Below are 23,506 nucleotides of genomic sequence, written 5' to 3'. Positions count from 1 at the left end.
CATGGCGAAAGGCTCGACATTCACCCGGCATTGGGAGATTGCCTGGCGCGGCGGTCAGACGAAGTCGACCTCGCGGCTGGTTGCCGAGGAGACCGCGATCGCGCTCACCTATAACGGCTCGACCCAAGCGGTGATGATGGGCACGCCGGGAGATCTGGAGGATTTCGGTATCGGCTTCAGCCTCACCGAGGCCATCGTCGAACGCGCGAGCGAGATCAGCAGCATCGAGCTGATTCCCAACGATCTCGGCGTCGAGGTTCGGATGTGGCTCGATGGCGACCGCGCGGCATCCCTGGCTGCACGGCGCCGAACCATCAGCGGCCCCGTTGGCTGCGGGCTATGCGGCATCGAGAGCCTCGAACAGGCTCGCCGTGCGCCGGCGCGGGTGAAGGGCCGGGGCATCGTTTTTCACGCGCGCGACCTGCTGGGTGCCATGCAGGCCCTTTCTCCGCACCAAATCCTGAATCAGCAAACGCGGGCCGTCCACGCGGCGGCCTTCTGGCATCCGCGGGCCGGCATCGGCCTGGTCAGAGAGGACGTCGGTCGGCACAATGCGCTCGACAAGCTCGCCGGCGCGATCGTACGCGAGGGGAGATCGGCGTGCGATGGCGCGGTACTGCTGACCAGCCGCGTTTCGGTCGAGATGGTGCAGAAAGCGGCGATGCTCGGCGCACCGGTCATCGTGGCCGTATCCGCACCCACCGCACTCGCGATCAAGACCGCGGATGAAGCGGGGATCACGCTGCTCGCGATCGCTCGCGATGACGGATACGGCGTATTCACGCACCCGCGTCGCGTTCTGCTGCCGGATGAGGCCGCAACGCACGCCGGCTGCTGACCTCGCGGGCCGACGCACATGGCGATGCAAGCCGTATCTCCGGAACCGGTCGCCGAGACCGGAAGCGTCGTCCATGCTCCGGAGCGATCGGTTCTCGTGGCGTCTCTTCTGAGCATGACGGGCGGCTTTCTCGACGCCTTTACGTGGCTCTCGCTCGGCGGCGTGTTTGCAAGCTCGCAAACCGGCAATGTTATCTTCCTCGGCATCGACGCCATGTCCGGGCAATGGCGGCAGGCAACCCATCATCTTCTTCCGCTTGCCGCCTTTCTGCTCGGCGCATCGCTGGCAATCCGCCTCAAGTCGCCGCTGCTCTGCCTCGCCGGAGAGATTGTCTGCCTGGTCGCGGTGATGCTGTTGTATCATCGGATTCCGGACATGATCACGATCCTCGGAATCTCCTTCGGCGCCGCGCTGCAGTCGGCCAGCTTCAGGCAGGTCGAACGCTGGAAATATCTCACCGTCACCGTCACCGGCAACATGCTCCGTGCCCTCGATCAATCAGTTGCGTCCGATCGCGATGCGGCGCGCGGCACCGTAGTCATGCTTCTGGTCTGCCTGATGTTCCTGTCGGGGGCCGCCATCGGGGCCTGCGTGACGAAATGGCTGCACGCCTGGAGCCTTGTCCTGCCGATCGCATCGTCGGTGTGCGTTCTTTGGCTCTGCGGGCCGCAACTGCGAAGCTGAACCGTCGATCCAAGTCTCGTGATTTCGCTCGTTGACGGTGCGGAGCGCGCACCATGCCATTCGGCAAAAGGACGTTCATTCAAGGAAGCGTGCGCGTCATGCGGTGCGTACACTTTCCAACAGCGCCGAGATGGCCTTTCGACGTCAACTGCCAAGAGGCACGGATGAACAACCTTCGCAAAGAGACGGACAGCCTGGGTGAAGTGGACGTTGCCGCGGACAAGCTCTGGGGGGCGCAGACGCAGCGTTCGCTCGAGCATTTCAGCATCGGCAAGGACCTGATGCCGCGCGAAATGATCCAGTCCTACGCGATCCTGAAGAAGGCGGCCGCGAACGCCAATTGCGCCGGCGGCCGTCTCGACGGCAAGGTCCACAAGCTGATCGCGCATGTCTGCGACGAGATCCTCTCCGGCCAACATCAGGACATGTTTCCGCTTCACGTCTGGATGACCGGCAGCGGAACGCAATTCAACATGAACGTGAACGAGGTGATCTCGAACCGATGCTGCCAGCTTGCGGGCACGCCGCTCGGGAGCAAGCATCCGGTTCACCCGAACGATCACGTCAATATGTCGCAATCCTCGAACGACAGCTTTCCCTCGGCCATGTACATCGCGGCCGCGATGAACGTGACCGAGCGGCTCGTTCCGGCGGTCGAGGCGTTGCACGACGCAATCGCGGCAAAATCGAGCCAGTGGGACGACGTCGTCAAGATCGGCAGAACCCACATGCAGGACGCGACCCCCCTGACGCTCGGGCAGGAATGGTCCGGCTATGCCGGCATGCTCGCCGACGATCTGGCCCGCATCGACGACGCGCTCAAGGGCGTCTTCCGGCTCGCCCTGGGCGGCACGGCCGTCGGCACCGGCATCAATGCCGCGCCGGGCTTCGCCGAGGCCGTCGCCGCGGAAATCGCGCGGCTGACGGGGCTGCCCTTCGTCAGCGCACCGAACAAGTTTGCCGTCCAGGGTGCGCATGACGCGCTGGTGCAGCTATCCGGCACGCTCCGCACGCTCGCGGGGTCGCTCTACAAGATTGCGAACGACATCCGTCTGATGTCCTGCGGCCCGCGCGCGGGCTTTGCCGAATTGCTGATCCCCGAGAACGAGCCGGGTTCGTCGATCATGCCGGGCAAGGTCAACCCGACGCAGGCCGAAGCGCTGACGATGATCGCCGTGCAGGTGATGGCGAACGACGTCGCCGTCGGGTTCGGCGGAGCCGGTGGCTATCTGGAAATGAACGTCTACAAGCCGCTGATCATCCACAACATCGCGCAGTCCGTTACCATCCTGACCGATGGTTGCACCAATTTCCGCACCTTCCTCGTCGAGGGCACCGAGCCGAACCACAGGAAGATCAAGGAGTATGTCGAGAGATCGCTGATGCTCGTGACGGCGCTGGCGCCCGTGATCGGCTACGACAAGGCGTCGCGGATCGCGCACTATGCGATGGACAACGACCTCACGCTGAAGTCGGCGGCGCTCAAGCTCGGTTTCGTGACCGAGCCGGAGTTCGACCGCATCGTGGATCCCGCCAAGATGGTCAAGCCCTATGTGGCCGAGATCAAGGTGCCGCTCGCAATCGGCGCGAAGGCCGGCTGAAAGGGCGGCGGCAATGATCCGGTGCGTCAGACTCTGGACGGGTGCGGATGGCAAGTCGCACTTCGAGGATGGCGTCGTCGAGCTCGCGCGCGAGGCGAGGGGCGATGCGCTCAGCGCAAAGCTTCGGATCGATGCCGCTTCGTTCCACGAAACGGATGCAGATCCGAAACTCGGCTGGCATCCCGACGCAGCGCGCCAGCTCGTCATGTCCCTGAGCGGGACGCTACGGTTCGAAACGGCGGATGGAAGCTTCACGCTGCGCCCGGGCGATGTCCTGTTCACGGAAGATACCGGTGGGACGGGCCACAATTGGACCATGACGGACGAGGCGCCGTGGCGGCGCCTCTACACGGTTCTCGAGCCGGACGCCGAGGTGCCGTTCCGGTCCGAACGACGCCGCGCAGGCGGCGCAACCACAATGCAAGGAGAGACACGATGATCCGCTGTGTGCGCCTATGGACCGGAGAGGACAACAACTCGCATTTCGAGGAAGGCTTCCTCGAGCTGGAGCCGGGACAGCGCGGCGACTTCCTGACCGGAAAGATCGATGCCGCCAGCGTCTCCTTTCAGGAAACGGAATCGGGCGGAGCTTTCGCCTGGCACACCGCGCCGATCCGGCAGCTGGTGATCACGCTCAGCGGAACGCTCGATTTCCAGACGCGTGACGGCCACCACTTCCTGCTCCACCCCGGCAATATCCTGCTGGCGGAGGACACCGCCGGCTCGGGGCATAGCTGGAAATTGACCGACGATTCATCCTGGCGCCGTGCCTACGTGATCCTGCGCCCGGGAGCGGACGTGCCGTTCCGCGCCAAGGTGCGGCAATCGGTGCGGGCCTGATCGAGCCATCCAAAGCAGCAACACCCGACGAAGGAAATAGCCATGTCAGCAGCTTCCGACCGCGAAACTGATGTCGTCCTCATTGGCGCCGGCATCATGAGCGCGACCCTCGGCGTCTTTCTCAAGGAGCTCGAGCCCTCTCTGTCGATCCAGATGTGCGAGATTCTCGGGGATTGCGCGCAGGAAAGCTCCGACTCGTGGAACAATGCCGGTACCGGCCACGCGGCGAACTGCGAGATGAACTATACGCCGCAGCGGCCCGACGGCAGCATCGACATCTCCAAGGCGCTCCAGGTCAATGTCGAGTTCGATCTGTCCCGGCAGTTCTGGTCCTACCTGATCGGTCGCGGAGCGATCGCGGATCCGCAAGCGTTCATCCATCCGGTGCCGCATATGAGCTTCGTGCACGGCGCGGAGAACGTCGAATTTCTCCGGAAACGGTTCAAGGCGATGTCGGCCCATCATTGCTATGAGGGGATGGAGCATACCGAGGATCCCAAGAAGATTGCCGAATGGGCGCCGCTGGTGATGGACGGACGGAGTGGCGACGAGCCGGTTGCCGCAACACGGATCATCACCGGCACCGACGTCGATTACGGCTCGTTGACGCATCTGCTGGTCAAGCATCTGGTCAGCCAGCCGGGCTGTGCGGTCCACTACAACAGCTGCGTCACCGGTCTTGACCGGGAGCAGGGCGGCCGGTGGCGCGTCGAAGTGCGGGACACCGCGAGCGGCGAGACGCGGTCGGTGCGCGCAAAGTTCGTCTTCATCGGTGCCGGCGGCGGTGCGCTGCCGCTGCTGGAGAAATCCGGCATCCCGGAGGGGCGCGGCTATGGCGGTTTCCCGGTCAGCGGGATCTGGCTGCGCTGCGACGATCCGGAGATCAACAAGCGTCATCATGCCAAGGTCTACGGCAAGGCCGCGGTCGGCTCCCCGCCGATGTCGGTGCCGCATCTCGATACACGGGTGATCGGCGGCCAGCATTCGTTGTTGTTCGGTCCCTATGCCGGCTTCTCGAGCAAATTCCTCAAGCACGGCTCGCTGCTGGATCTCTTCGAGTCCATACGTCCCGCCAACGTCAAGCCGCTGCTTTCGGTGGCGCGCGACAATTTCGATCTCACCGAATACCTGGTCGGGCAGGTGCTGCAATCCGAGGGCCACCGGCTTGCCGCACTCGACGAATATTTCCCGAAGGCCGACCCGAAGGACTGGAGGCTGCAGGTCGCGGGCCAGCGGGTCCAGATCATCAAGCCCAATGTCAAGCGTGGTGGGTTGCTCGAGTTCGGGACCGAGCTCGTCGGCGCGGACGACCATTCGCTGGTCGCCCTGCTCGGTGCTTCACCGGGGGCTTCCACCGCCGCGTTCATCGCCATCAGCGTGCTGGAGAAGTGCTTCGCCGGGGAGCTGACGGCAAGCGCCTGGCTGCCCAAGCTGAAGCAGATCATCCCGTCCTATGGCGTGTCGCTGATCGACGATGCGGATTTCTGTCGCCAGATTCGTGCAGCGACCGCCGCGGTCCTCAAGGTCGACAACATTCCGCAGCCGGCCGCACGTGAGCCGGCTGCCGCGAAGCGAGCGTGAACCAACGGAGAATGTTCGATGGACCCGACGGCGCTCCTTCTGTCGCGGCTGCAATTCGCCTTCACCATCTCGTTTCACATCATCTTCCCGGCGTTCACGATCGGGCTTGCCGCCTGGCTCACCGTGCTCGAAGCGATGCACCAGTACAGTGGCAAGCCCGTCTACCGGACCCTGTTCGCGTTCTGGCTGAAGATCTTCGGCGTGGCGTTTGGCATGGGCGTCGTATCGGGCGTGGTGATGGCGTTTCAGTTCGGAACGAACTGGAGCGTGCTCTCGAAGATGTCGGGCCCGATCCAGGGCCCGCTTCTCTCCTACGAGACCTTCACCGCCTTCATGCTGGAAGCGGCCTTTTTCGGCATACTCATCTTCGGTCGCCCCCGGGTGCCGCCGTGGTTCTACCTGTTCTCGACGGCGATGGTCGCGCTCGGGACGACGCTTTCGGCGTTCTGGATCATGGTCAACAACAGCTGGATGCAGGTGCCGACCGGCTACGTCCTGCAGAACGACCAGTTCGTGCCTGATGACTGGACGCAGATCATCTTCAATCGCGTGGTCTGGGTCCGGTTTCCGCATATGCTGCTCGCGTCCTACCTGACCGGCGCGTTCTGCGTGGCGGCAACCGGCGCGTGGTATCTGCTGCGGCGGACCTATCGCCCCGAGGCTCATGTCATGCTGCGGATGGGCCTTGCGCTTGCGGCGGTGCTGCTGCCGGTCCAGCTCTTCATCGGGCATCTCGTCGGCGACTATGTCCACGATTACCAGCCGGCCAAGTTCGCCGCGATCGAGGCGCGCTGGCATGACGAGCAACCGGCCTCCGAGGTGCTGATCGCGATCCCGGATTCGAGCACCGAATCGAACAAATACGCGATATCGATTCCCGTGCTCGGGAGCATCATCGGCAGCATGAGCCTGACGTCGAAAGAGGTCGGCCTCACCAGCTTCGCGCCGCAGGACCGGCCGCCGGTGCTGATCCCGTTCTTTGCCTTCCGCATCATGGTCGGCTGCGGCTTCGTGATGCTCGGGCTGGCCTGGCTCGGGACCTGGCTCGGCCTCAAGCATCGGCTCGATCGGAACCGCCTCTTGCTGTGGGGCATCTTCCTCAGCTTCCCGCTGCCGTGGGTCGCGATCCTCACCGGCTGGTACACCGCGGAAGTGGGGCGCCAGCCATGGACGGTCTATGGCGTGTTGCGGACCGCGGACGCCGTGACGCCGTTCCTGACCGCGTCGGCTGCGATGACGTCCCTGATCCTGTTCGTCGCGGTCTACGCCTTCATCTTCTCGTTCGGGACGTATTACATCTATCGGCTGCTGCGCGCCGGCCCGGCGGGACTCGGCGGCAGGCCGCTCCACGTTCCCGTCCCCAATCGGCCGATGTCGCTCGCCGATCAGGTGCCGGCTGCACGCAGCTATCTCGGGGCGGGAGAATAGCCATGGTGATGTACTGGGTTGCCCTTCTTGCCATCAGCATCCTGATCTATCTCCTGCTCGACGGGTTCGATCTCGGCGTCGGCATGCTGTTCAGTGTGGCCGGCGGCGAGTCGCAGCGGGATGCCATGCTGAGCACGGTCGCTCCGGTTTGGGACGGCAATGAAACCTGGCTGATCGTCACGGGCGTGATCATGTGGGGCTCGTTTCCCGTGGTCTACGCCATGGTGATGTCGGCCTTCTATATTCCTGTTCTCGTGATGCTGCTCGGATTGATCCTGCGCGGCGTGGCGTTCGAGTTTCGCGGCAAGGCGCTCAGTTCGCGCTGGGTCTGGGACGTCAGCTTCGTCGTGGGCTCGTTTGCCGCCAGCTTCATGCAGGGCGCGATGGTCGGCGCTCTGGTCGAAGGACTCCAGTTCTCCAACGGCGATTATACCGGCGGAACGCTCGGCTGGCTGACCGCCTTTTCCGCCCTGTGCGGGATCGGGCTCTGCTTCGGCTATTCGCTGCTCGGCGCCTGCTGGCTGGTGCGGAAGTGCGAAGGTCCCGTTCGGGATGCCGCACGGCGCCAGATCCCGCCGCTGGCGATCGGCGTCCTGGTCTTCCTGGTCGTCGTCTTTGCGTATGCGCTTGTCGAACATCTTCCGATTCTGCAACGCTGGACCGACCGGCCCTATCTGTTCGTGTTTCCCGTGATCGGCGCCGGTGCGGCCGCGATGCTGGCCAAGAGCATCCTGCGCCATGACGACTATTGGCCGTTCCACATGGTCGCCCTGATCTTCGTCGCGGCTTTCGCCACGCTCGCCCTGTCGTTCTGGCCCTACATGATTCCGTTCGTCGTCACGATCGACGAGGCCGCGGCGCCTCATGCAAGTCTCGCATTCATGTTCTGGGGCGCCGGCCTGTTCGTATTCCCGCTGATGCTGCTCTATGTGGCGATCGGCTATCGAGTCTTCCGCGGCAAGTCGGCCCCTGCTGCCGATCACTACTGACGGCTGCACGCTCGAAGTTGCCGTGAGCTGTCACGGATAAAAGGAAAGGCGCCGGTTTCGGCGCCTTTCTCGTTCAGAACTCTTGCGAGGCTGGTTCAGGATTTGGGCATGACGCCGGGGCTGTTGTCCGGCCATTGGGCGATCAGCTTCTCGTCGATGTTGAAGTGCTGGGCGACCAGTTTGGGTGGCGTGTGCGTCAGCCAGTAGGAGAGCGACACCTCCTCGTAGCGAGGGGCTCGAAACACGCCGACGAACTGCAGCTCGGTGTCGCCGACGTTCTCGACATAGTGGCCGAGATTGCGCCGGACATAGCCGATGTCGCCGGCCGCGAAGTCCGTCGTGAACGCATTTGGGCCGGTGTCGAACACCGTCATTCGCGCCTTGCCCTTGATGTAGTACTGCCACTCGTCGGCATTCGGATGCCAGTGCATCTCCCTGACAGCGCCCGGCGGCATCGACACCAGCGCCGCAGCGACGGTGGTGGCAACCTTGAAGGTGGTGCTGTCGGCGACGCGGATGCTGCCGGCGGAGCTCTCCTTGACCGGGGCCGAGCCGCCGAGCGAGTGGACGAAGGGGTAGGGCGGCGCTTCGGCGTGCTTTGCAACGGCTGCGCGATCGGCGGCGAGATCGCCGGGCACGGTCCCCTGGAAGATCCAGCGGTTGTGCAGCGGGATCTTTGCGAACGCGTCGGCCGGAACACCGAAGTTCTTCGCCAGCACCTCGGGCGGCGTGTGGGCGAACCAGTCGGTCACCAGGAGCGTGTTGAATTCATTGGCGTGGCCGTCGTCGAAACAGATCACGAACTCGCAACCATCGGGGCCCAAGCCCTGCAGCGAATGCGGCGCGCCCGGCGGAAAATACCAGAGGTCGCCGACTTTGAGGTCGCCGACATAGGGGCGCCCCTGCGTGTCAAGCACGGTGACGCGGCAGGAGCCGTAGGTCAGGATCGCCCATTCGGCAGCCTGGTGCCAATGCAACTCGCGGATTCCGCCGGCAGCCAGCCGCATATTAACGCCGGAGATCTCCTTCGAGATGGCGAAATCCTCGACCGTGACCTGACGGGCCCAGCCGCCATTCTGGATGCGCCTCGGCGCATTGTTGAACGAGGCCCAATCCATCGGCAGGCCGCCGACGTCCGTAGGGGGCGGGGTTTGGGCTGAGGGGAAGTGCTTGGCAAGGTCCGGATCTTGAGGACCGGGATCGGACAGGCTTCCCGGGCTCTTGGCGTTCACGGCGCCTTGCGGCGGCTCGTCCGGATTGCCGAAAGTTGCGGCCTGCGCGCTGGAGCCGACCATGGCGGCGCCTGCCGCGGACATGGCCAGCAAATCACGTCTTGAGAACATCTTGGGTCGCTCCTGAAAAATGTCAAAAGCCCTCCGTAGCGACGGGGCTCCAACTGACAAACCTAGTTTCCGGTTGCCGTTTCAGCTTCCGTGAACGCGCTCTTTTTGCCGGAATGCACTGGCTGCTGCGGCCGGCTCCGAACATGTGCAATTGCGAAATTCGGCTTCGTTTTGAAAAGACGGCTCTGCCCGCACGATCCTTAACTGGCCCGGTGAATTGCCATATCGCGAGATATCGAGATGACCACGAAATCGGTTCGTCCCTACCGTGAACCCGCCGGCGGCTGGGGCGCACTCAAGGCGCTCAGCGAGGCGCTTCTGGTGCAGCGGGCGCCACTGAAGGGCGCAGCGACGCTCAGCAGGATGAATCAGCCGGAGGGCTTTGATTGCCCCGGCTGCGCCTGGCCCGATCCGAAGCACACCTCGTCATTCGAATTTTGCGAGAACGGCGGCAAGGCGGTCGCCTGGGAGACGACATCGAAGCGCTGCACGCCCGAATTCTTTGCCGAGCATACCGTCACGGAGCTCGCGAGCTGGAACGATTACGATCTCGAAATGGTCGGTCGGCTCGCCCATCCGATGGCCTATGACGCCGCATCCGACCGCTATCTCCCGGTGCAGTGGGGCGATGCGTTCGCCATGATCGGCCGCGAGCTCAACGCGCTGCCGGATCCGAACATGGCAGAGTTCTATACGTCCGGGCGAACCTCGAACGAAGCCGCCTTCCTCTATCAGCTGTTCGTGCGCGAGTACGGCACCAACAACTTTCCCGACTGCTCGAACATGTGCCACGAGGCGACCAGCGTCGGCCTGCCGGAATCGCTCGGCGTCGGCAAGGGCACCGTGCTGCTGGAGGACTTCGACAAGGCCGATTGCATCTTCATTTTCGGCCAGAATCCGGGCACCAACAGCCCGCGGATGATGACCAGCCTGCGCAACGCGGCCCGCCGAGGGGCCTCGATCATCTCGTTCAATCCGTTTCGCGAGCGGGCGCTGGAGCGCTTCCAGGCGCCGCAGAGCCCGGTTGAGATGATCACGCTGTCGTCGACGACGATCAGCTCGAAGCTTTTCCAGGTGCGTGTCGGTGGCGACGTCGCCGTCCTCAAGGGGATCATGAAGATCCTCGTCGAAACGGACGAGGCTGCCCGTGCGGCCGAGCAGCCGGAGATACTGGATTGGGATTTCATTCGCGGGCACACCGCCGGCATCGAAGCGCTGATCGGCGATCTCAAGCGAACGCAATGGCCCGACATCGAACGCCAGTCCGGCCTGACGCGCGAGGACCTGGAATATGCCGCCGGCGCCTATATGAAGGCGGAGCGCGCCATCCTTGTCTACGGCATGGGCATTACCCAGCACCAGCGTGGTGCGCACAACGTGCAGCAGATCGCCAATCTTGCGCTCTTGCGCGGCAATGTGGGACGCGATGGCGCCGGCGTTTGTCCGGTTCGCGGTCATTCCAACGTGCAGGGCGACCGAACCGTGGGGATCACGGAGATCCCCAAGGCGGATTTCCTCGAGCGCCTCGAGCACCGCTTCGGCTTCAAGCCGCCGAGCGCGCCGGGACACAACGTCGTGACGGCATTGGAGGCAATGATCCGCGGCGAAGTGAAGGTCTTTTTCGCGATGGGCGGCAACTTTGCCGCGGCCATACCCGACTGGCAGGCGACGCAGGCCGCGCTGCGCAAGCTCGATCTGACCGTCCACGTCTCCACGAAGCTCAACCGCAGCCATCTGATCCATGGCCGCGCCGCCCTGATCCTGCCGTGCCTCGGGCGAACCGAGATCGACATTCAGGAATCGGGGCCGCAGTCGATCACGGTCGAGGATTCGATGTCGATGGTCCACGCCTCGGGCGGTCGCAACAAGCCGGCATCGGAGCATCTTCTCAGCGAGGTCGCGATCATCGCAGGCCTCGCCAAGGCGACGCTCGGCGAGCGCACGGTGGTCGATTGGGACGGCTTTGTGGGCGACTACGATCGCATCCGGGATGCGATCGAGGCCGTCTTCCCGATCTTCGAGAGCTACAATGTCCGTATCCGCATTCCCGGCGGCTTCCATCTGACCTCGACCGCGCGGGAGCGCATCTGGGCAACGCCGTCCGGCAAGGCCAATTTCCTGGTGTTTGAGGGCTGCGGCGAGGACCCGCCGCAGGCCGATCCGGATTTCCTGTGGCTCAGCACGATACGCAGCCATGACCAGTACAATACAACGCTCTACTCGCTGTCGGATCGCTATCGCGGCGTCTTCGGCCAGCGCGACGTGGTCTTCCTCAACGAATATGAACTGAAGAAGCGCGGGCTCGCCGACGGCGATCGCGTCGACCTGATCACGGAGTCGACCGATGGCGCCGAGCGGATCGTGCGCGACTTCCGCGTGGTTGCGTATTCGTTTCCGACCGGCTGCTGTGCCGCGTACTATCCGGAGACCAATCCGCTGGTGCCGCTCTATGCCCGTGATCCCCTCAGCTTCACGCCGTCATTCAAGGGCATCCCGATCCGCCTGGTGCGCTCGACCGCCCCGGCGCAATAGAGCAGGCGGGGTCAGGCGTCGGCGTCCCGACCGGATGGCGGCGATGACGCCGGCGTCGCGATCGGCAGCGTAAACCAGAACCGGGCGCCGCGATCGGCGCCAAGGCCTTCGGCGCCAAGGCCTTCGGTGCCAAGGCCTTCGGTGCTAAGGCCTTCGGCGTCGATGCGGCCGCCATGCGCTTCGACGATGGACCTGCAGATCGGCAGTCCCATGCCCATGCCGGACTCCTTGGTCGTGAAAAAGCTTTCGAACAGCCGGCCGGCATGTTCGGCGGAGATGCCGGGACCGTTGTCCTCCACGGAGCAGCACAGGGTCGTCGCGTCCTGCGCGGCGGTGGTGATGACGATCCTGCCATGGTCGCGTCCCGCCTGCGTCATCGCCTGCACGGCGTTGATGGCCAGATTGACGATCACCTGCTGGAGCTGGGTGCGGTCGCCGAGCACGAGTGCAGCTTCCGTATCGGGCCGATGCAGGATCGTTACGCCGCGGGATTCCATCTCGTGGCGCAGGAACAGAAGCGCCTCGCGAATGACATCGTCAAGCGACAGAACGGCACGCTCCGGCGCCTTGCGCGAAGCCATCCCGTGAACACGCGCCACGATGTCCGCGGCCCGCCTCGTATCCGTGGCCATATTTTCGATTGTACTGCGGACCTCGGCCATGTCGGGAAGCGGCCTGTTCAGCCAGCGCAGACCGGCAGCGGCGTTGGTCGCGATGGCGGCCAAAGGCTGGTTGACTTCGTGCGCGATGGAGGCGGTGAGCTCGCCGAGCATCGAGACGCGTGCCGCATGCGCGAACTCCGCCTGCACCTGCCGAAGCCTGTCCTGGGCGCGGACGCGTTGCGAGATGTCGATCGTGGCGACCAGGCTTATTTCGAGATCATTGATTGGGCCGACGCGGGCCGTTGTGAAGAGAACGTCGACGACGCGGCCGTCCCACGTCACCATCTTGGTCTCTTCCTCGAAGTTCGTTTCACCGCGAAAGCGGGACTCCATGGCCCGCCGAAACGTATCCGGGCGTGCCTTCCAGGTGTCGGACATGGAGCGCCCGACATAGCCGTCGACGCCTCCTCCGAACATCTGGATGGCCCGTTCGTTGGCTTCCTGAAACGAGAGCGCGTCCATGCAGGTCCGGAGAAAGTCGGGATGGCTGTCGAAATAGCTGCCGAGGTCCTTGATGCCCTCGGCCCGCAGTTTTCGGAACAGCACCACCAATCGGCTGGCGTCGAGCTGACGGAGGGCGATCGGCATGCGGCCGAACAGGTGGCGGTACCGCTGCTCGCTCCGCTCCAGCTCGGTGTGGTCCTTCTTCTGGGCGGTGATATCCATGACCGCGCCGATGAACCGAAATTGTCCGCGATCTTCCGACATTCCACGGGCGACCACGCGAATGTGCCTGATCGAGCCATCGTTCAGGATCAGCCGATGCTCCAGGGAAAAGTCGTTCCTGTCGTTCGCGGCGCGATCGAGCGCCTCGCGTACGGCATTGAGATCGTCGGGATGCGTACGCTTCAGGATGGTGTCGAGCGACGGCGGCAAGGTCGGCTCGAGATCGAAGATCCTGAACGTCTCTTCGGACCAGAACAGCTCGCCGCTGGCGACGTTCCAGCCAAAGCTGCCGGTGTGGCTGAGCTTCTGGGCCTCGGCGAGATAGGCGACCTGACGCCGCCGCAAGACGTCCTCTCGCTCGAGCCGGTGCTGCCGCCTGACCAGGCTCGCGATCGCAAGCAACGACAACACGAGAATGACGGCCAGCAGGGCGAGGGCGCTGGTGGTGAGGTCGATCCCGAGCAGGAAGCAAGTGAATGACAACACGCCGAGCGCGACGCCTCCCAGGACCCAAAGGGCGGGATGGGCGTAGCGCGAATGGTCGGGCCACGATGCGCGACAGAGCGTCCCCGGGTGGCGGGCCGTCGCGGGTTCCTTGCCTTCGTGAGCGAGTCCGGGCTGGGCCAGCAGATTGAAGAGGTCCAAGAGATACTCGCCGGGCAGGAGACCAATTCCCGAGCCCGGATGTCCGGACGCGGGATGCAAGCGATGTACCGCACCGTGGAAAACCGGTCTTTTGCTTTTTCGCGGACCCTTTGTCAAAACGCACGGCGTCACCATGTGAACACCTGCGCGCAGATCCGGGATGTTGCCGCGGGAAGGATTCCGCGACCTTAGGCCAACGCCGCGCTGGGCCTCGTCACGCCGAAACGCCTTTCGAACTCGGCGACATCGACGACGCCGCGCCGATGGGTCCCGTCACCGATCTTGCGGCCGCCGTCCCAGGCCTCGACTTCGAACAGGACGCTCCTGGCTTCGACGGCGACGACCCGTGCGACCGCGCGCACGGTGCGGCCGACCGGCGTCGCCGCCAGATGACGGACGTCGACCATCATCCCGACGCTGACATAGCCGGTCGGCAGGGACGGCTGGATCGCCGATCCCGCCGCCATCTCGATGTGCAGGATCATCATCGGCGTGCCGTAGACTTCAGGCATTCCCGGCACCACGTGGCCGACCGTCATCTCGGCCGTGACGGTCACCAGCTTTTCCGCCGTCATGCCGACGCTCACCTGATCAAGCGGACTCATGGCCCAATCCGGCATCTGCTTCACTCGTGGAGGGGGCGGGTGTCTCGACCGCATGTGGCTTGCGGTTGGTGAACCAATTGCCGAGCCGGTCGAGATAGAGATAGACCACGGGCGTGGTGTAGAGCGTCAGGATCTGCGAGAGCATCAAGCCGCCGACGATCGTGTAGCCGAGCGGCTGGCGCAGTTCGGCGCCGGTGCCGTTGCCGAGCATCAGTGGCACACCGCCGAGCAGCGCGGCCATGGTCGTCATCAGGATCGGGCGAAAGCGGAGCGTGCAGGCCTGGTAGATCGCTTCCTCAGGGCTCAGCCCTTGATTGCGCTCCACCTCCAGGGCGAAGTCGACCAGCATGATGCCATTCTTCTTGACGATGCCGATCAGCAGGATGATGCCGATGATGGCGATGACGCTGAGATCCATGTGGACTGCCAGCAGTAGCAGCAGCGCGCCGATGCCGGCGGAAGGCAGCGTCGACAGGATCGTGATCGGATGGATCAGGCTCTCATAGAGGACGCCAAGGATGATGTAGATCACGATCAGCGCCGCCCCGATCAGCAACGGCGTGCCGGACAGGGACGACTGGAAGGCCTGCGCGTTGCCCTGGAACGAGGTCGACAGCGAAGCGGGCTTGCCGGTGTCCTTCTCGATCTTCTGGATCGCCGTCACCGCATCGCCCAGCGCGACACCGGGCCGCAGGTTGAACGAGATCGTCACCGACGGAAACAGGCCCTGGTGATTGATCAGAATCGGCGCCGGCATGATGACGCTGTGGACCAGCGTGCTCAAGGGGACCTGTTGGCCGGTGGCCGAGTTCAGGTAGATATCCTTGAGCGCGTCAGGCCCATACTGGAAGGCTGGATCGACCTCCATGACCACGTGGTACTGGTTCAGCGAGGTGAACATGGTGGAGACGATGCGCTGGCCGAACGCGTCGTCGAGGGTGTTGTCGATCGTCGTGGGCAGGATGCCGAAGCTCGAGGCGACTTCGCGATTGACGGTGACCTGCAGCCTCGGGCCGGCGTTGGCCTGGTCGCTCGCGACGTCGGCGACGACGTCGAGCGCGCGGATCTTCTCCAGGAAGATCGCCGACCAGTGGTTGAGTTCGTTGGAATCGGCGTCCGTCAGCGTGTACTGATACTGCGTCTTCGATAGGCGCGCGCCGATCGTGATGTCCTGGGCCGACTGCATGTAAAGCTTGATGCCCTGGATATGGGCGAGCTGGGGTTCCAGCCGCGCGATCACCTGGTCGGCGCTGGCCTTGCGTTCGGGCTTCGGCTTCAGGACGATGAAGATGCGCCCCTGGTTGAGGGTCGCGGTCGGGCCGCCCGGACCGATATAGCTGGCCACCGATTGGATCGCCGGATCCTTTGACAGAACGTCGACGACGGCCTGCTGGCGTTCGGACATGGCGGGGAAGGAGATGTCCTGGGCAGCCTCGGTGATGCCGACGATCTGTCCGGTATCCTGTTGCGGGAAGAAGCCTTTCGGGATGATCACATAGAGATAGCCGGTCAGCGCGATCGTCGAGAGCATCACGAGCAGCGTCACGAAACGATGGCGCAGCACGATTCGCAGGCCGCGCGCGTACAGCGCAAGCAGGCCATCGAAGCCGCGCTCGAACAGGAGATAGAGCCGGCCGTGCTTCCTGCGCGATTCGTCCTTCAGGAGGCGCGCGCACATCATCGGCGTCAAGGTGAGCGAGATCACCAGCGACAGCAGCAGCGAGGCGGTGATCGTGACGGCGAACTCCTGGAACAGCTTTCCGACGTAGCCGCCCATCAGGAACAGCGGGATGAACACCGCGATCAGCGACAGGGTGATGGAGACGATCGTGAAGCCGATTTCGCTGGAGCCTTTGAGCGCAGCCTCCATGGGCGTCATGCCCTGCTCGAGATGGCGCACGATGTTCTCGATGACCACCACGGCGTCGTCGACCACGAATCCCACCGCGATCGACAGCGCCATCAGCGAGAGGTTGTCGAGACTGTAGCCGAGTACGTAGAGGACCGCGAAGGTGCCGATCAGCGCCAGGGGAACAGTGATCGCCGGGATGATGGTGGCCCAGAAATTCCGCAGGAACAGGAATATCACCATCACCACCAAGGCGACGGTCAACAGCAGCGTGAATTGCACATCGGTAACCGCGGCGCGAATCGTGGCGGTGCGGTCGGCGGCGATCGTCACCTTGATCGCCGGCGGAACCGAAGCTTGCAGTTGAGGCAGCAGTTTCTTGATGCGATCGACGGTTTCGATGACGTTGGCGCCGGGGACGCGCTGGACGGCGAGGATGACGGCGGGGTCCTTGCCGTACCAGCCGGCCAGCAGATCGTTTTCGGGCCCCTCGATCGCCGAGCCGATGTCGCGCAGCCGCACCGGCGAGCCGTTGCGATAGGCGATGATGAGGGCTTCATAGGCGGAGGGCTTCAGCAACTGGTCGTTGGTATTGAGCGTATAAGTGACGCGCGGGCTGTTGAGCGTGCCCTTGGGCAGGTCGACATTGGCGCCGGCGATCACGGTGCGGACGTCTTCGAGGCCGATGCCGCGGGCGGCAAGCGCCTGCGGATTGACGCGGATGCGGATGGCGGGCTTCTGCTGGCCGCCGATCCCGACGAGGCCCACGCCCGGCACCTGGGAAATCTTGGGCAGCAGGATGTTTTCCGCGTAGGCATCGACCGTGGTCTGCGGCATCGACTCTGACGTCAGCGCGATCAGCATGATCGGCGTTTCCGCCGGATTCACCTTCCTGATCGTCGGCGGGTAGGGGATGTTCTGCGGCAGGTACGGGCTCGCGGCATTGATCGCGGAGAGCACGTCGACCGCCGCGCTGTCCACCGTGCGCGAGAGCTCGAACTGCACCGTGAGCTGGGCGACGCCGAGTGCGCTGGACGAGGTGAGCTGCGTGACGCCGGGGATCTGGCTGAGCTGCTGTTCGAGTGGCGTCGCGACCGACGAGGCGATGGTTCCGGGGTCGGCGCCGGGCAGTTGCGCCGAGATCTGGATCGTCGGGTAGTTGACGTTCGGCAGCGCGCCGACCGGCAACAGGGGATAGGCCGCGAGGCCGCACAGCAGCAGGCCCGCCATCAGCAAAGCGGTTGCAATCGGCCGCAGGATGAAGGGCGCGGACAGGTTCATGGGAGCGCGTCCTGCACGGAGCTTTGCAGGTCGGCTTCGCGCGCGGCCTTGCCGTGCAGTTCCCGAACCTGGCTTCCTTCCGTCAGCCGATACTGACCGTCGACGACGACGGTATCACCTGATTTCAGTCCCTGGTCGATCAGGGCCTGCCCGTCGCTGATCTGTGCGACGTGAACGGGACGCAAGGAAGCGGTCTGGTTGGGAGCGACGACATAGACATAGCTGCCGTTCGGGCCCTGCTGGACTGCGGAGCCGGCGACCGTCAGCGCATCCTTCTGAATCTTCAGCAGCAGCCGGGCATTCACCAGCTGTCCCGGCCACAGCCGGTGCTCGTGATTGGCGAATGTGGCCTTGAGCTGGACGGTGCCGGTCGTCCCTGCGATCTCGTTGTTGACAAGCAGCAGCGTGCCTTCGCCGAGCTTCATCTTGTTGTCCTGGCTGTAGGCGATGACCTTCAACTGGCCTTTTGCTTCGTGTTCCTGGATCACGGGCAGATCCGTCTGCGGAAGGGTGAACAGCAGCGAAATCGGCTCGATCTGGGTGACGACGACGAGACCGTTCGGGTCGGTCGGATGAATCACGTTGCCGACATCGATCTGGCGGACGCCGGTGATGCCGGGAATGGCCGATGTCAGGCGCGTGTAGCTGAGCTGGACGTTGGCCTCGTCGATCTGCGCCTGGTCCGCTTTCACGGCGGCCTTGAGTTGCGCCACCTGCGCGGTCTGCGTCTCGATCAGCTGCGGGGTCGCATAGCCCTTGTCGCCGAGTTTATTGTAGCGGGAGAGATTGGCCTCGGCATTGGTGAGTTGGGCCTGATCTCGGTCGCGATTGGCCGTCAATTGCTCGATCTGGGCCTCGTAGGGACGCGGGTCGATCTGGGCGAGCAGATCTCCGGCCTTGACGGTCTGTCCCTCAGTGAAGGCGATCTTGACGATCTGTCCCTGAATCTGGCTGCGCACGACATCGGTGTTGTAGGCGATCACGGTGCCGATGCCGCGCAGATAGATCGGAACGTCCTTGCCGGTGACGGCGGCGGTGACCACCGGTACGGCCGCGGGCACTGGCGCGGCGGCGACGACCGGCTTCCGGTCCGCGGCGAAGAACCAGAGGCCGGCTCCGACGAGAATCGCGGCGAGAGCGACAAGCGCGATGGCGAGATTTCGTTTCATGAGATCGTCCTGGATGTCAGGGATTGCTTGAGCCGCTGATCGAAGTCGTGCTGTCGGTTGCGGCAGGGCCTTGCACCGGAACGGACGGACTGATTCCGGCGCCGCCGAGCTCGGTGGCTCCGAGCGGTATCCCGACGCGTCCGACCGTCGATGCTGAAGGCAGCGGAGACGCCGCCGTGATGCTGCCGTTGCAGGTGACGGATGAGCCCCCGGACAGTCCGCCGCCGTCGAACAAGGCTCCGGACGAGGCGGTATTGCCGGATCCGGCGCAACCCGCCGTGCTTTGCGCCGGATTAAGCGGCGAAATGCCGGGCGTTACGATCTCGGTCGATCCCAGCGGAACGCCGACGGGCCGCGTGGATTGCGGATTGAGCGGCGACGTCGCCAGCATGCCGGTGGAAGGCTGCATTCCCGGCATGGTCGTTTGAGCGGACGTCGCAGCCGGGACGAGCCACAGCATGCCGGCCGTGAGTGCCACGGCGGGCTGTATCAGGGTGAACCGGTGCGATCCGGATCTTCCCGAGCCGACGTCGTTCGATGGGTGCTGCTCTCGCATGGAAAATGCTCCGGCTGAATGCTGTCGAGCACTAGAGAGGTGCGGAACGGCGGGGTATTTCCAGAACGCACGTCCCGCTACCCGGCAGCACGACGGCAACGGGCGTTCGACGCATCGTAAGCGGGCATTCGTCTTCGTTCGGCCGCGTCACCGAGTTGCCTCGCCGTTGGCCGGCTTTGGCTTCGGCTCGCTTTCGCTATTTCAGAATGGCCCGCACATGCGCGAGTTCCCGGCTGCATGTGCCTGTGTCGCCGTTTTGATCGGCGGTACGCGCGCGATCAAGCGAGTCCAGCGCATCCGCGAAAACCGCTCCGCGGCCGCCTTCGGCCTCTGCAATCGAGCGAGGCGTCGGTTGATGACTGCGCAGCGCGCTGAGGCTCTCCCGCTGCCAGCCGTGGGCGCCCGCGTCTTTTTCTATGGCCTGATCCAGCTGGATCTGGGTTTTCGCGATGTCGTCCGCACAAGTGCCTGCGCGCGCGGGCGAAGCTGCGCACAACAGGATGAGAAGCGCGATCTGGAGATTTGCTGTGGATGTCATGTGTCCGATCCCATGCATGGAGTTCAATCAGCATCAGATGCGACCTCTTGAATGCCAAAGCGGATCGTTCGTCTTTCGCGTATGAACGCCGGCCGTTCACAGTAATGAGAGGTCTGTACGCCTGACATATGCGCTGCGCTTTGAAGTGCGCGCCCTAGCTAGGCAGTGTCCCGAGGATGCACGAGCAGCCGTTGTCTCGATCGGCATGTCCCGACGTGCGAAGTGGCAAGGGCCGTTGTTTGCCGAAATACGCCGGCGAGTGTCGACACTACTGTCGCACCATTCCAACCTGGAGTGATCCCGACATGAAACACCTCAACGCTGGCCTCGCCTTCGCTGCCACTCTCTCCCTGTTCGCGACCGTCGCCCCGGCGCGCGCTGAACCCCCGAAGAACATCGTCCTGGTGCACGGCGCCTGGGTCGATGCGTCCGGCTGGAAGCCGGTCTACGAGATCCTGGTCAAGGAAGGCTTCCGCGTCAGCATGCTGCAGGAGCCCGAGACGTCGTTTGGCGATGATGTCACGGCGGCGAAGCGGCTGCTCGATCTCCAGAATGGCCCGACGCTTCTGGTCGGCCACAGCTATGGCGGCTCGATCATCACCGAGGCGGGTGTTCATCCCAATGTCGTCGGCCTGGTCTACGTCGCTGCGCATGCGCCCGACGTCGGAGAGGACGAAGCGGCGCTGGGCAAGAAGACGCCGAGCGTACTTGGAAAGACCGAAGGCGCCATCAAGGTCACGCCCGACAAATTCACCTATCTCGATCCCGTGCAATTCCCCAAGCTGTTCGCCCCCGATCTGCCGCGCGAGCAGGCGGAGTTCGAATCACGCTCCCAGGTTCTGGCCGCGACGCAGGTGTTCAGCACGCCGCTGACGGCGGCTGCGTGGAAGACCAAGCCGAGCTGGGGCATCGTTGCCGGCAACGACCAGATCATCAATCCGGATCTCGAGCGCTGGTATTACGAGCGCGCCAAGAGCCACACCACCGTGATCCCGGGTGCAAGCCACTCGGTCTACGAGTCGCATCCGAAGGAAGTGGCGGAGATCATCACCCGTGCCGCTCGCAGCATCGATCAACCGGCCACCCGCTGACGCGTTTTGCCGGTCCTGACGCACGGCCGGCAGAAGGAAGGACGGCGGGAGAGACAGCACTCCCGCCGGCCCGACTGCCCCTCCGGAGAATTCCATGAGCATGATCGAGACGACCGGCACGATCCTGGACTGGGACGTGACGACGGTGAAGCGGGCTGGACTGAGCCGCGATCTGCCCTCCGGCAATCCGGACCTGATGTGGGTCGCGAATTCGTCGACTCTGATCTACGGCGAGCGGGATGCCATCCTCGTCGACACGTTCCTCACCGCCGGGCAGTCGAAGACGTTACTGGATTGGGTCGTGTCGCGGGAGCGAAATCTGACCACGATCTACGTCACGCATGGCCACGGTGATCATTTCTTCGGTCTCGCGCCGCTGCTCGATCGCTTTCCGCGGGCACGGGCCGTGGCCGTTCCCGAGGTTGTCGACGAGATGAAGACGCAGCTTTCGCCGGCATCGCTCGACGGTTTCTGGCGCAAGCGCTTTCCGGGCGAGATCGCGCAGCGCCTGGTCGCTGCAGAGCCTCTCGAAGGCGAGCTCGCGCTCGAGGGACACAAGCTCGTCGTCATCGACATGGGACGAACCGACACGGCGCGTTCCACCGCCCTTCATGTCCCGTCTCTCGATCTGATCGTCGCCGGCGACACCGTATACAACGGCATTCATCCTTATCTCGCCGAAACCGACACGCAGAGCCGGCTGGAATGGATCGCCGCGCTCGATCGGCTCGAAGCGTTGAAGCCCCGCTTCGTGGTGGCCGGACACAAGAAGCCGGAGAACGATGACGATCCGCGCAGCATCGCGGAGACCCGGCAATATCTGCTCGATTTCAACCGCCTCGACCAGGCGACGATTTCTCCGCGCGAGCTCTACGAGGCGATGCTCGCGCTTCATCCCGACCGTGCCAATCCGGGATCGCTCTGGAGCGGAGCCAACGCCGCAAAGGGGCCAAGGTCATGACGAGCTGGCAGAACAACCGCGCCGCGCGCGATGTCCGCATTGCGGCCGGTGCTGGACTTTCCCGCGGCAAGGTCGTGGAAGCATCCGACGCAACGCGCCTGCTGGAGGCCGTGATCCGGCCGGGCGACCGGGTCTGCCTCGAAGGCGACAACCAGAAGCAGGCGGATCTCTTGAGCCGCGCGCTGCTGGCGGTCGATCTGTCCAAGGTCAACGATCTGCACATGGTGCAGTCGGGCGTCGTTCTGCCCGAACATCTGGACCTGTTCGACCGCGGGGTCGCGAAGCGGCTCGACTATGCCTATTCCGGGCCGCAATCGGCGCGCATCGCGCGCATGCTGTTCGGCGGCAAGATCGAGCTGGGAGCAATTCACACCTATCTCGAACTGTTCGCGCGCTACTTCATCGATCTCACCCCGCACGTCGCCCTGATCGCCGCCGTCAGCGCCGACCGTGACGGCAACCTCTACACCGGCCCGAACACCGAGGACACGCCCACCGTGGTGGAGGCAACGGCGTTCAAGGACGGCGTCGTGATCGCCCAGGTCAACGAGATCGTCGAGACGGTTCCGCGGGTCGATATCCCGGCGGACCGCGTCCATTTCGTCGTCAAGTCCGACAAGCCGTTCTTCGTCGAGCCACTGTTCACGCGCGATCCGTCGGCGATCACCGAGGGGCAGATCCTGACCGCGATGCTCGCGATCAAGGGCATCTATGCGCCCTATGGCGTGCAGCGGATCAATCACGGGATCGGCTTCAGCACGGCCGCGATCGAGCTTCTGCTGCCGACGTTCGGCGAGAGGCTGGGCCTGAAGGGCAGGATCGCAACCCACTTCGCCCTGAATCCGCATCCCGCGCTCATTCCCGCGATCGAGTCCGGTTGGGTCCGGCAGATCCACTCCTTCGGCTCGGAGGTCGGCATGGACGAATACATCCGGGCCCGATCCGACGTCTATTTCACCGGCCCCGACGGCTCGCTGCGCTCCAACCGCGCGTTTTGCCAGACCGCCGGACTCTATGCCTGCGACATGTTCATCGGCTCCACACTGCAGATCGATCTCCAGGGAAATTCTTCGACCATCACCACCTCGCGCATCGCCGGGTTCGGCGGCGCGCCGAACATGGGCGCGGATGCGCGCGGTCGCAGGCATCCGAGCGAGCCCTGGCTGAAGGCCGGCGCGGAGGCCGATCCCGATAGTCCGGCGCCGTTGCGCCGGGGCCGCAAGCTGGTGGTGCAGATTGGCGAGACCTTCGGCGACAAGAACGTCCCGTTGTTCGTCGAGAAGCTCGATGCGATCGAGCTCGCCGAGAAGCTCAACCTCGAGCTCGCGCCGGTGATGATCTACGGCGACGACGTCACGCACATCGTTACCGAGGAGGGCGTGGCAAACCTCCTGTTGTGCCGTACGGCGCAAGAACGCGAGCAGGCGATCCGCGGCGTCGCCGGATACACCGATGTCGGTCGCGGGCGGGATCGCAGCATGGTCGCGCAGCTGCGCGAGCGCGGCGTGATCCGGCGGCCGGAAGATATCGGCATCAATCCGCTCGATGCGGATCGCAACATGCTGGCGGCGCGCTCGATCAAGGATCTCGTGCGCTGGTCGGGCGGGCTCTACGCGCCGCCGTCGAAATTCAGGAACTGGTGAGGAC

At 64.2% G+C, this 23,506-nt stretch carries 19 protein-coding genes; 13 read left to right on the top strand and 6 right to left on the bottom strand.

Features of this window, described 5'->3' with window-relative positions; all coding sequences use genetic code 11:
• The first annotated feature begins 1 nt into the window (after nt 1).
• From fdhD to cydB, 8 genes are all read left to right on the top strand, one after another.
• Nucleotides 2-838, top strand: coding sequence for a formate dehydrogenase accessory sulfurtransferase FdhD (gene fdhD / locus IVB46_RS22220; protein ID WP_247308970.1), 837 nt, complete (start codon nt 2-4; stop codon nt 836-838).
• A gap of 96 nt (nt 839-934) precedes the next feature.
• Nucleotides 935-1,522: a YoaK family protein gene (locus tag IVB46_RS22215; RefSeq protein ID WP_247343485.1), complete on the top strand. Its 588-nt coding sequence runs from the start codon at nt 935-937 to the stop codon at nt 1,520-1,522.
• Nucleotides 1,523-1,686: 164 nt separating this feature from the next.
• On the top strand, nt 1,687-3,123 hold the full coding sequence (fumC, locus tag IVB46_RS22210) for a class II fumarate hydratase (RefSeq protein WP_247308975.1): 1,437 nt from the start codon (nt 1,687-1,689) through the stop codon (nt 3,121-3,123).
• A 13-nt stretch (nt 3,124-3,136) separates the two neighbouring features.
• Complete coding sequence (locus tag IVB46_RS22205) at nt 3,137-3,562, top strand: hypothetical protein (RefSeq protein ID WP_247343482.1); 426 nt, start codon at nt 3,137-3,139, stop codon at nt 3,560-3,562.
• Nucleotides 3,559-3,963, top strand: coding sequence for a hypothetical protein (locus tag IVB46_RS22200; RefSeq protein ID WP_166351885.1), 405 nt, complete (start codon nt 3,559-3,561; stop codon nt 3,961-3,963). The genes IVB46_RS22205 and IVB46_RS22200 overlap by 4 nt, the downstream gene beginning before the upstream one ends.
• A 42-nt stretch (nt 3,964-4,005) precedes the next feature.
• Nucleotides 4,006-5,544, top strand: coding sequence for a malate dehydrogenase (quinone) (gene mqo / locus IVB46_RS22195; RefSeq protein ID WP_247308977.1), 1,539 nt, complete (start codon nt 4,006-4,008; stop codon nt 5,542-5,544).
• An 18-nt stretch (nt 5,545-5,562) separates the two neighbouring features.
• Nucleotides 5,563-6,972, top strand: a complete 1,410-nt coding sequence (locus tag IVB46_RS22190; protein WP_063984287.1) for a cytochrome ubiquinol oxidase subunit I — start codon at nt 5,563-5,565, stop codon at nt 6,970-6,972.
• A 2-nt stretch (nt 6,973-6,974) separates the two neighbouring features.
• Nucleotides 6,975-7,961: a cytochrome d ubiquinol oxidase subunit II gene (gene cydB / locus IVB46_RS22185; RefSeq protein WP_071915318.1), complete on the top strand. Its 987-nt coding sequence runs from the start codon at nt 6,975-6,977 to the stop codon at nt 7,959-7,961.
• Between the two features lie 95 nt (nt 7,962-8,056).
• On the opposite strand, the gene IVB46_RS22180 is transcribed toward cydB, so the two are convergent.
• The gene (locus IVB46_RS22180) at nt 8,057-9,304 is read right to left on the bottom strand and encodes an oxalate decarboxylase family bicupin (protein ID WP_085401753.1); all 1,248 of its coding nucleotides are present in this window, start codon (nt 9,302-9,304) and stop codon (nt 8,057-8,059) included.
• Nucleotides 9,305-9,544: 240 nt separating this feature from the next.
• On the opposite strand from IVB46_RS22180, the gene IVB46_RS22175 reads away from it, so the two are divergent.
• The gene (locus tag IVB46_RS22175; RefSeq protein ID WP_247308979.1) at nt 9,545-11,836 is read left to right on the top strand and encodes an FdhF/YdeP family oxidoreductase; all 2,292 of its coding nucleotides are present in this window, start codon (nt 9,545-9,547) and stop codon (nt 11,834-11,836) included.
• Between the two features lie 11 nt (nt 11,837-11,847).
• Here IVB46_RS22175 and IVB46_RS22170 read toward each other — a convergent pair whose 3' ends face one another.
• From IVB46_RS22170 to IVB46_RS22155, 4 genes are all read right to left on the bottom strand, one after another.
• A complete protein-coding gene (locus IVB46_RS22170; RefSeq protein ID WP_247308990.1) occupies nt 11,848-13,809 on the bottom strand; it encodes an ATP-binding protein in 1,962 nt (653 codons plus the stop codon).
• 188 nt (nt 13,810-13,997) lie between these two features.
• On the bottom strand, nt 13,998-14,414 hold the full coding sequence (locus IVB46_RS22165; protein ID WP_247308992.1) for a hotdog domain-containing protein: 417 nt from the start codon (nt 14,412-14,414) through the stop codon (nt 13,998-14,000).
• Nucleotides 14,401-17,544 carry an efflux RND transporter permease subunit gene (locus IVB46_RS22160; RefSeq protein WP_247308994.1) on the bottom strand — a complete coding sequence of 1,048 codons (3,144 nt, stop codon included), beginning with the start codon at nt 17,542-17,544 and terminating at the stop codon, nt 14,401-14,403. The genes IVB46_RS22165 and IVB46_RS22160 overlap by 14 nt, the downstream gene beginning before the upstream one ends.
• Nucleotides 17,541-18,713, bottom strand: a complete 1,173-nt coding sequence (locus tag IVB46_RS22155; protein WP_247308996.1) for an efflux RND transporter periplasmic adaptor subunit — start codon at nt 18,711-18,713, stop codon at nt 17,541-17,543. Before IVB46_RS22155 ends, IVB46_RS22160 begins: the two co-directional genes overlap by 4 nt.
• Nucleotides 18,714-18,736: 23 nt before the next feature.
• Here IVB46_RS22155 and IVB46_RS22150 point away from each other — a divergent pair, with 23 nt between their 5' ends.
• Entirely contained in the window at nt 18,737-19,141 is a 405-nt protein-coding gene (locus IVB46_RS22150; RefSeq protein ID WP_247308997.1) for a hypothetical protein, read from the top strand.
• 324 nt (nt 19,142-19,465) lie between these two features.
• Here IVB46_RS22150 and IVB46_RS22145 read toward each other — a convergent pair whose 3' ends face one another.
• Nucleotides 19,466-19,807, bottom strand: a complete 342-nt coding sequence (locus tag IVB46_RS22145; RefSeq protein ID WP_247308999.1) for a hypothetical protein — start codon at nt 19,805-19,807, stop codon at nt 19,466-19,468.
• 305 nt (nt 19,808-20,112) lie between these two features.
• On the opposite strand from IVB46_RS22145, the gene IVB46_RS22140 reads away from it, so the two are divergent.
• The 3 genes from IVB46_RS22140 to mdcA all read left to right on the top strand — a co-directional run bounded on the left by IVB46_RS22140 (nt 20,113) and on the right by mdcA (nt 23,502).
• Complete coding sequence (locus IVB46_RS22140; RefSeq protein WP_063984278.1) at nt 20,113-20,898, top strand: alpha/beta hydrolase; 786 nt, start codon at nt 20,113-20,115, stop codon at nt 20,896-20,898.
• Between the two features lie 94 nt (nt 20,899-20,992).
• Nucleotides 20,993-21,859, top strand: a complete 867-nt coding sequence (locus IVB46_RS22135; RefSeq protein ID WP_247309001.1) for an MBL fold metallo-hydrolase — start codon at nt 20,993-20,995, stop codon at nt 21,857-21,859.
• Nucleotides 21,856-23,502 carry a malonate decarboxylase subunit alpha gene (mdcA, locus tag IVB46_RS22130; protein WP_247343477.1) on the top strand — a complete coding sequence of 549 codons (1,647 nt, stop codon included), beginning with the start codon at nt 21,856-21,858 and terminating at the stop codon, nt 23,500-23,502. Before IVB46_RS22135 ends, mdcA begins: the two co-directional genes overlap by 4 nt.
• The last annotated feature ends 4 nt before the right edge of the window (nt 23,503-23,506 follow it).

It is taken from the genome of Bradyrhizobium sp. 61 (assembly GCF_023073075.1).
Classification (GTDB): Bacteria; Pseudomonadota; Alphaproteobacteria; order Rhizobiales; family Xanthobacteraceae; genus Bradyrhizobium; species Bradyrhizobium barranii.
Note: the sequence above shows the minus strand (reverse complement) of the source record. Positions and strands in the feature narration are given on the sequence as shown.

Bases quoted from the DNA above. Each gene is read 5' to 3' on its own strand.
- fdhD (WP_247308970.1), top strand. From the start codon at position 2: ATGGCGAAAGGCTCGACATTCACCCGGCATTGGGAGATTGCCTGGCGC.
- fumC (WP_247308975.1), top strand. From the start codon at position 1,687: ATGAACAACCTTCGCAAAGAGACGGACAGCCTGGGTGAAGTGGACGTT.
- IVB46_RS22205 (WP_247343482.1), top strand. From the start codon at position 3,137: ATGATCCGGTGCGTCAGACTCTGGACGGGTGCGGATGGCAAGTCGCAC.
- IVB46_RS22200 (WP_166351885.1), top strand. From the start codon at position 3,559: ATGATCCGCTGTGTGCGCCTATGGACCGGAGAGGACAACAACTCGCAT.
- mqo (WP_247308977.1), top strand. From the start codon at position 4,006: ATGTCAGCAGCTTCCGACCGCGAAACTGATGTCGTCCTCATTGGCGCC.
- IVB46_RS22190 (WP_063984287.1), top strand. From the start codon at position 5,563: ATGGACCCGACGGCGCTCCTTCTGTCGCGGCTGCAATTCGCCTTCACC.
- cydB (WP_071915318.1), top strand. From the start codon at position 6,975: ATGGTGATGTACTGGGTTGCCCTTCTTGCCATCAGCATCCTGATCTAT.
- IVB46_RS22180 (WP_085401753.1), bottom strand. From the start codon at position 9,304: ATGTTCTCAAGACGTGATTTGCTGGCCATGTCCGCGGCAGGCGCCGCC.
- IVB46_RS22175 (WP_247308979.1), top strand. From the start codon at position 9,545: ATGACCACGAAATCGGTTCGTCCCTACCGTGAACCCGCCGGCGGCTGG.
- IVB46_RS22165 (WP_247308992.1), bottom strand. From the start codon at position 14,414: ATGAGTCCGCTTGATCAGGTGAGCGTCGGCATGACGGCGGAAAAGCTG.
- IVB46_RS22160 (WP_247308994.1), bottom strand. From the start codon at position 17,544: ATGAACCTGTCCGCGCCCTTCATCCTGCGGCCGATTGCAACCGCTTTG.
- IVB46_RS22155 (WP_247308996.1), bottom strand. From the start codon at position 18,713: ATGAAACGAAATCTCGCCATCGCGCTTGTCGCTCTCGCCGCGATTCTC.
- IVB46_RS22145 (WP_247308999.1), bottom strand. From the start codon at position 19,807: ATGACATCCACAGCAAATCTCCAGATCGCGCTTCTCATCCTGTTGTGC.
- IVB46_RS22140 (WP_063984278.1), top strand. From the start codon at position 20,113: ATGAAACACCTCAACGCTGGCCTCGCCTTCGCTGCCACTCTCTCCCTG.
- IVB46_RS22135 (WP_247309001.1), top strand. From the start codon at position 20,993: ATGAGCATGATCGAGACGACCGGCACGATCCTGGACTGGGACGTGACG.
- mdcA (WP_247343477.1), top strand. From the start codon at position 21,856: ATGACGAGCTGGCAGAACAACCGCGCCGCGCGCGATGTCCGCATTGCG.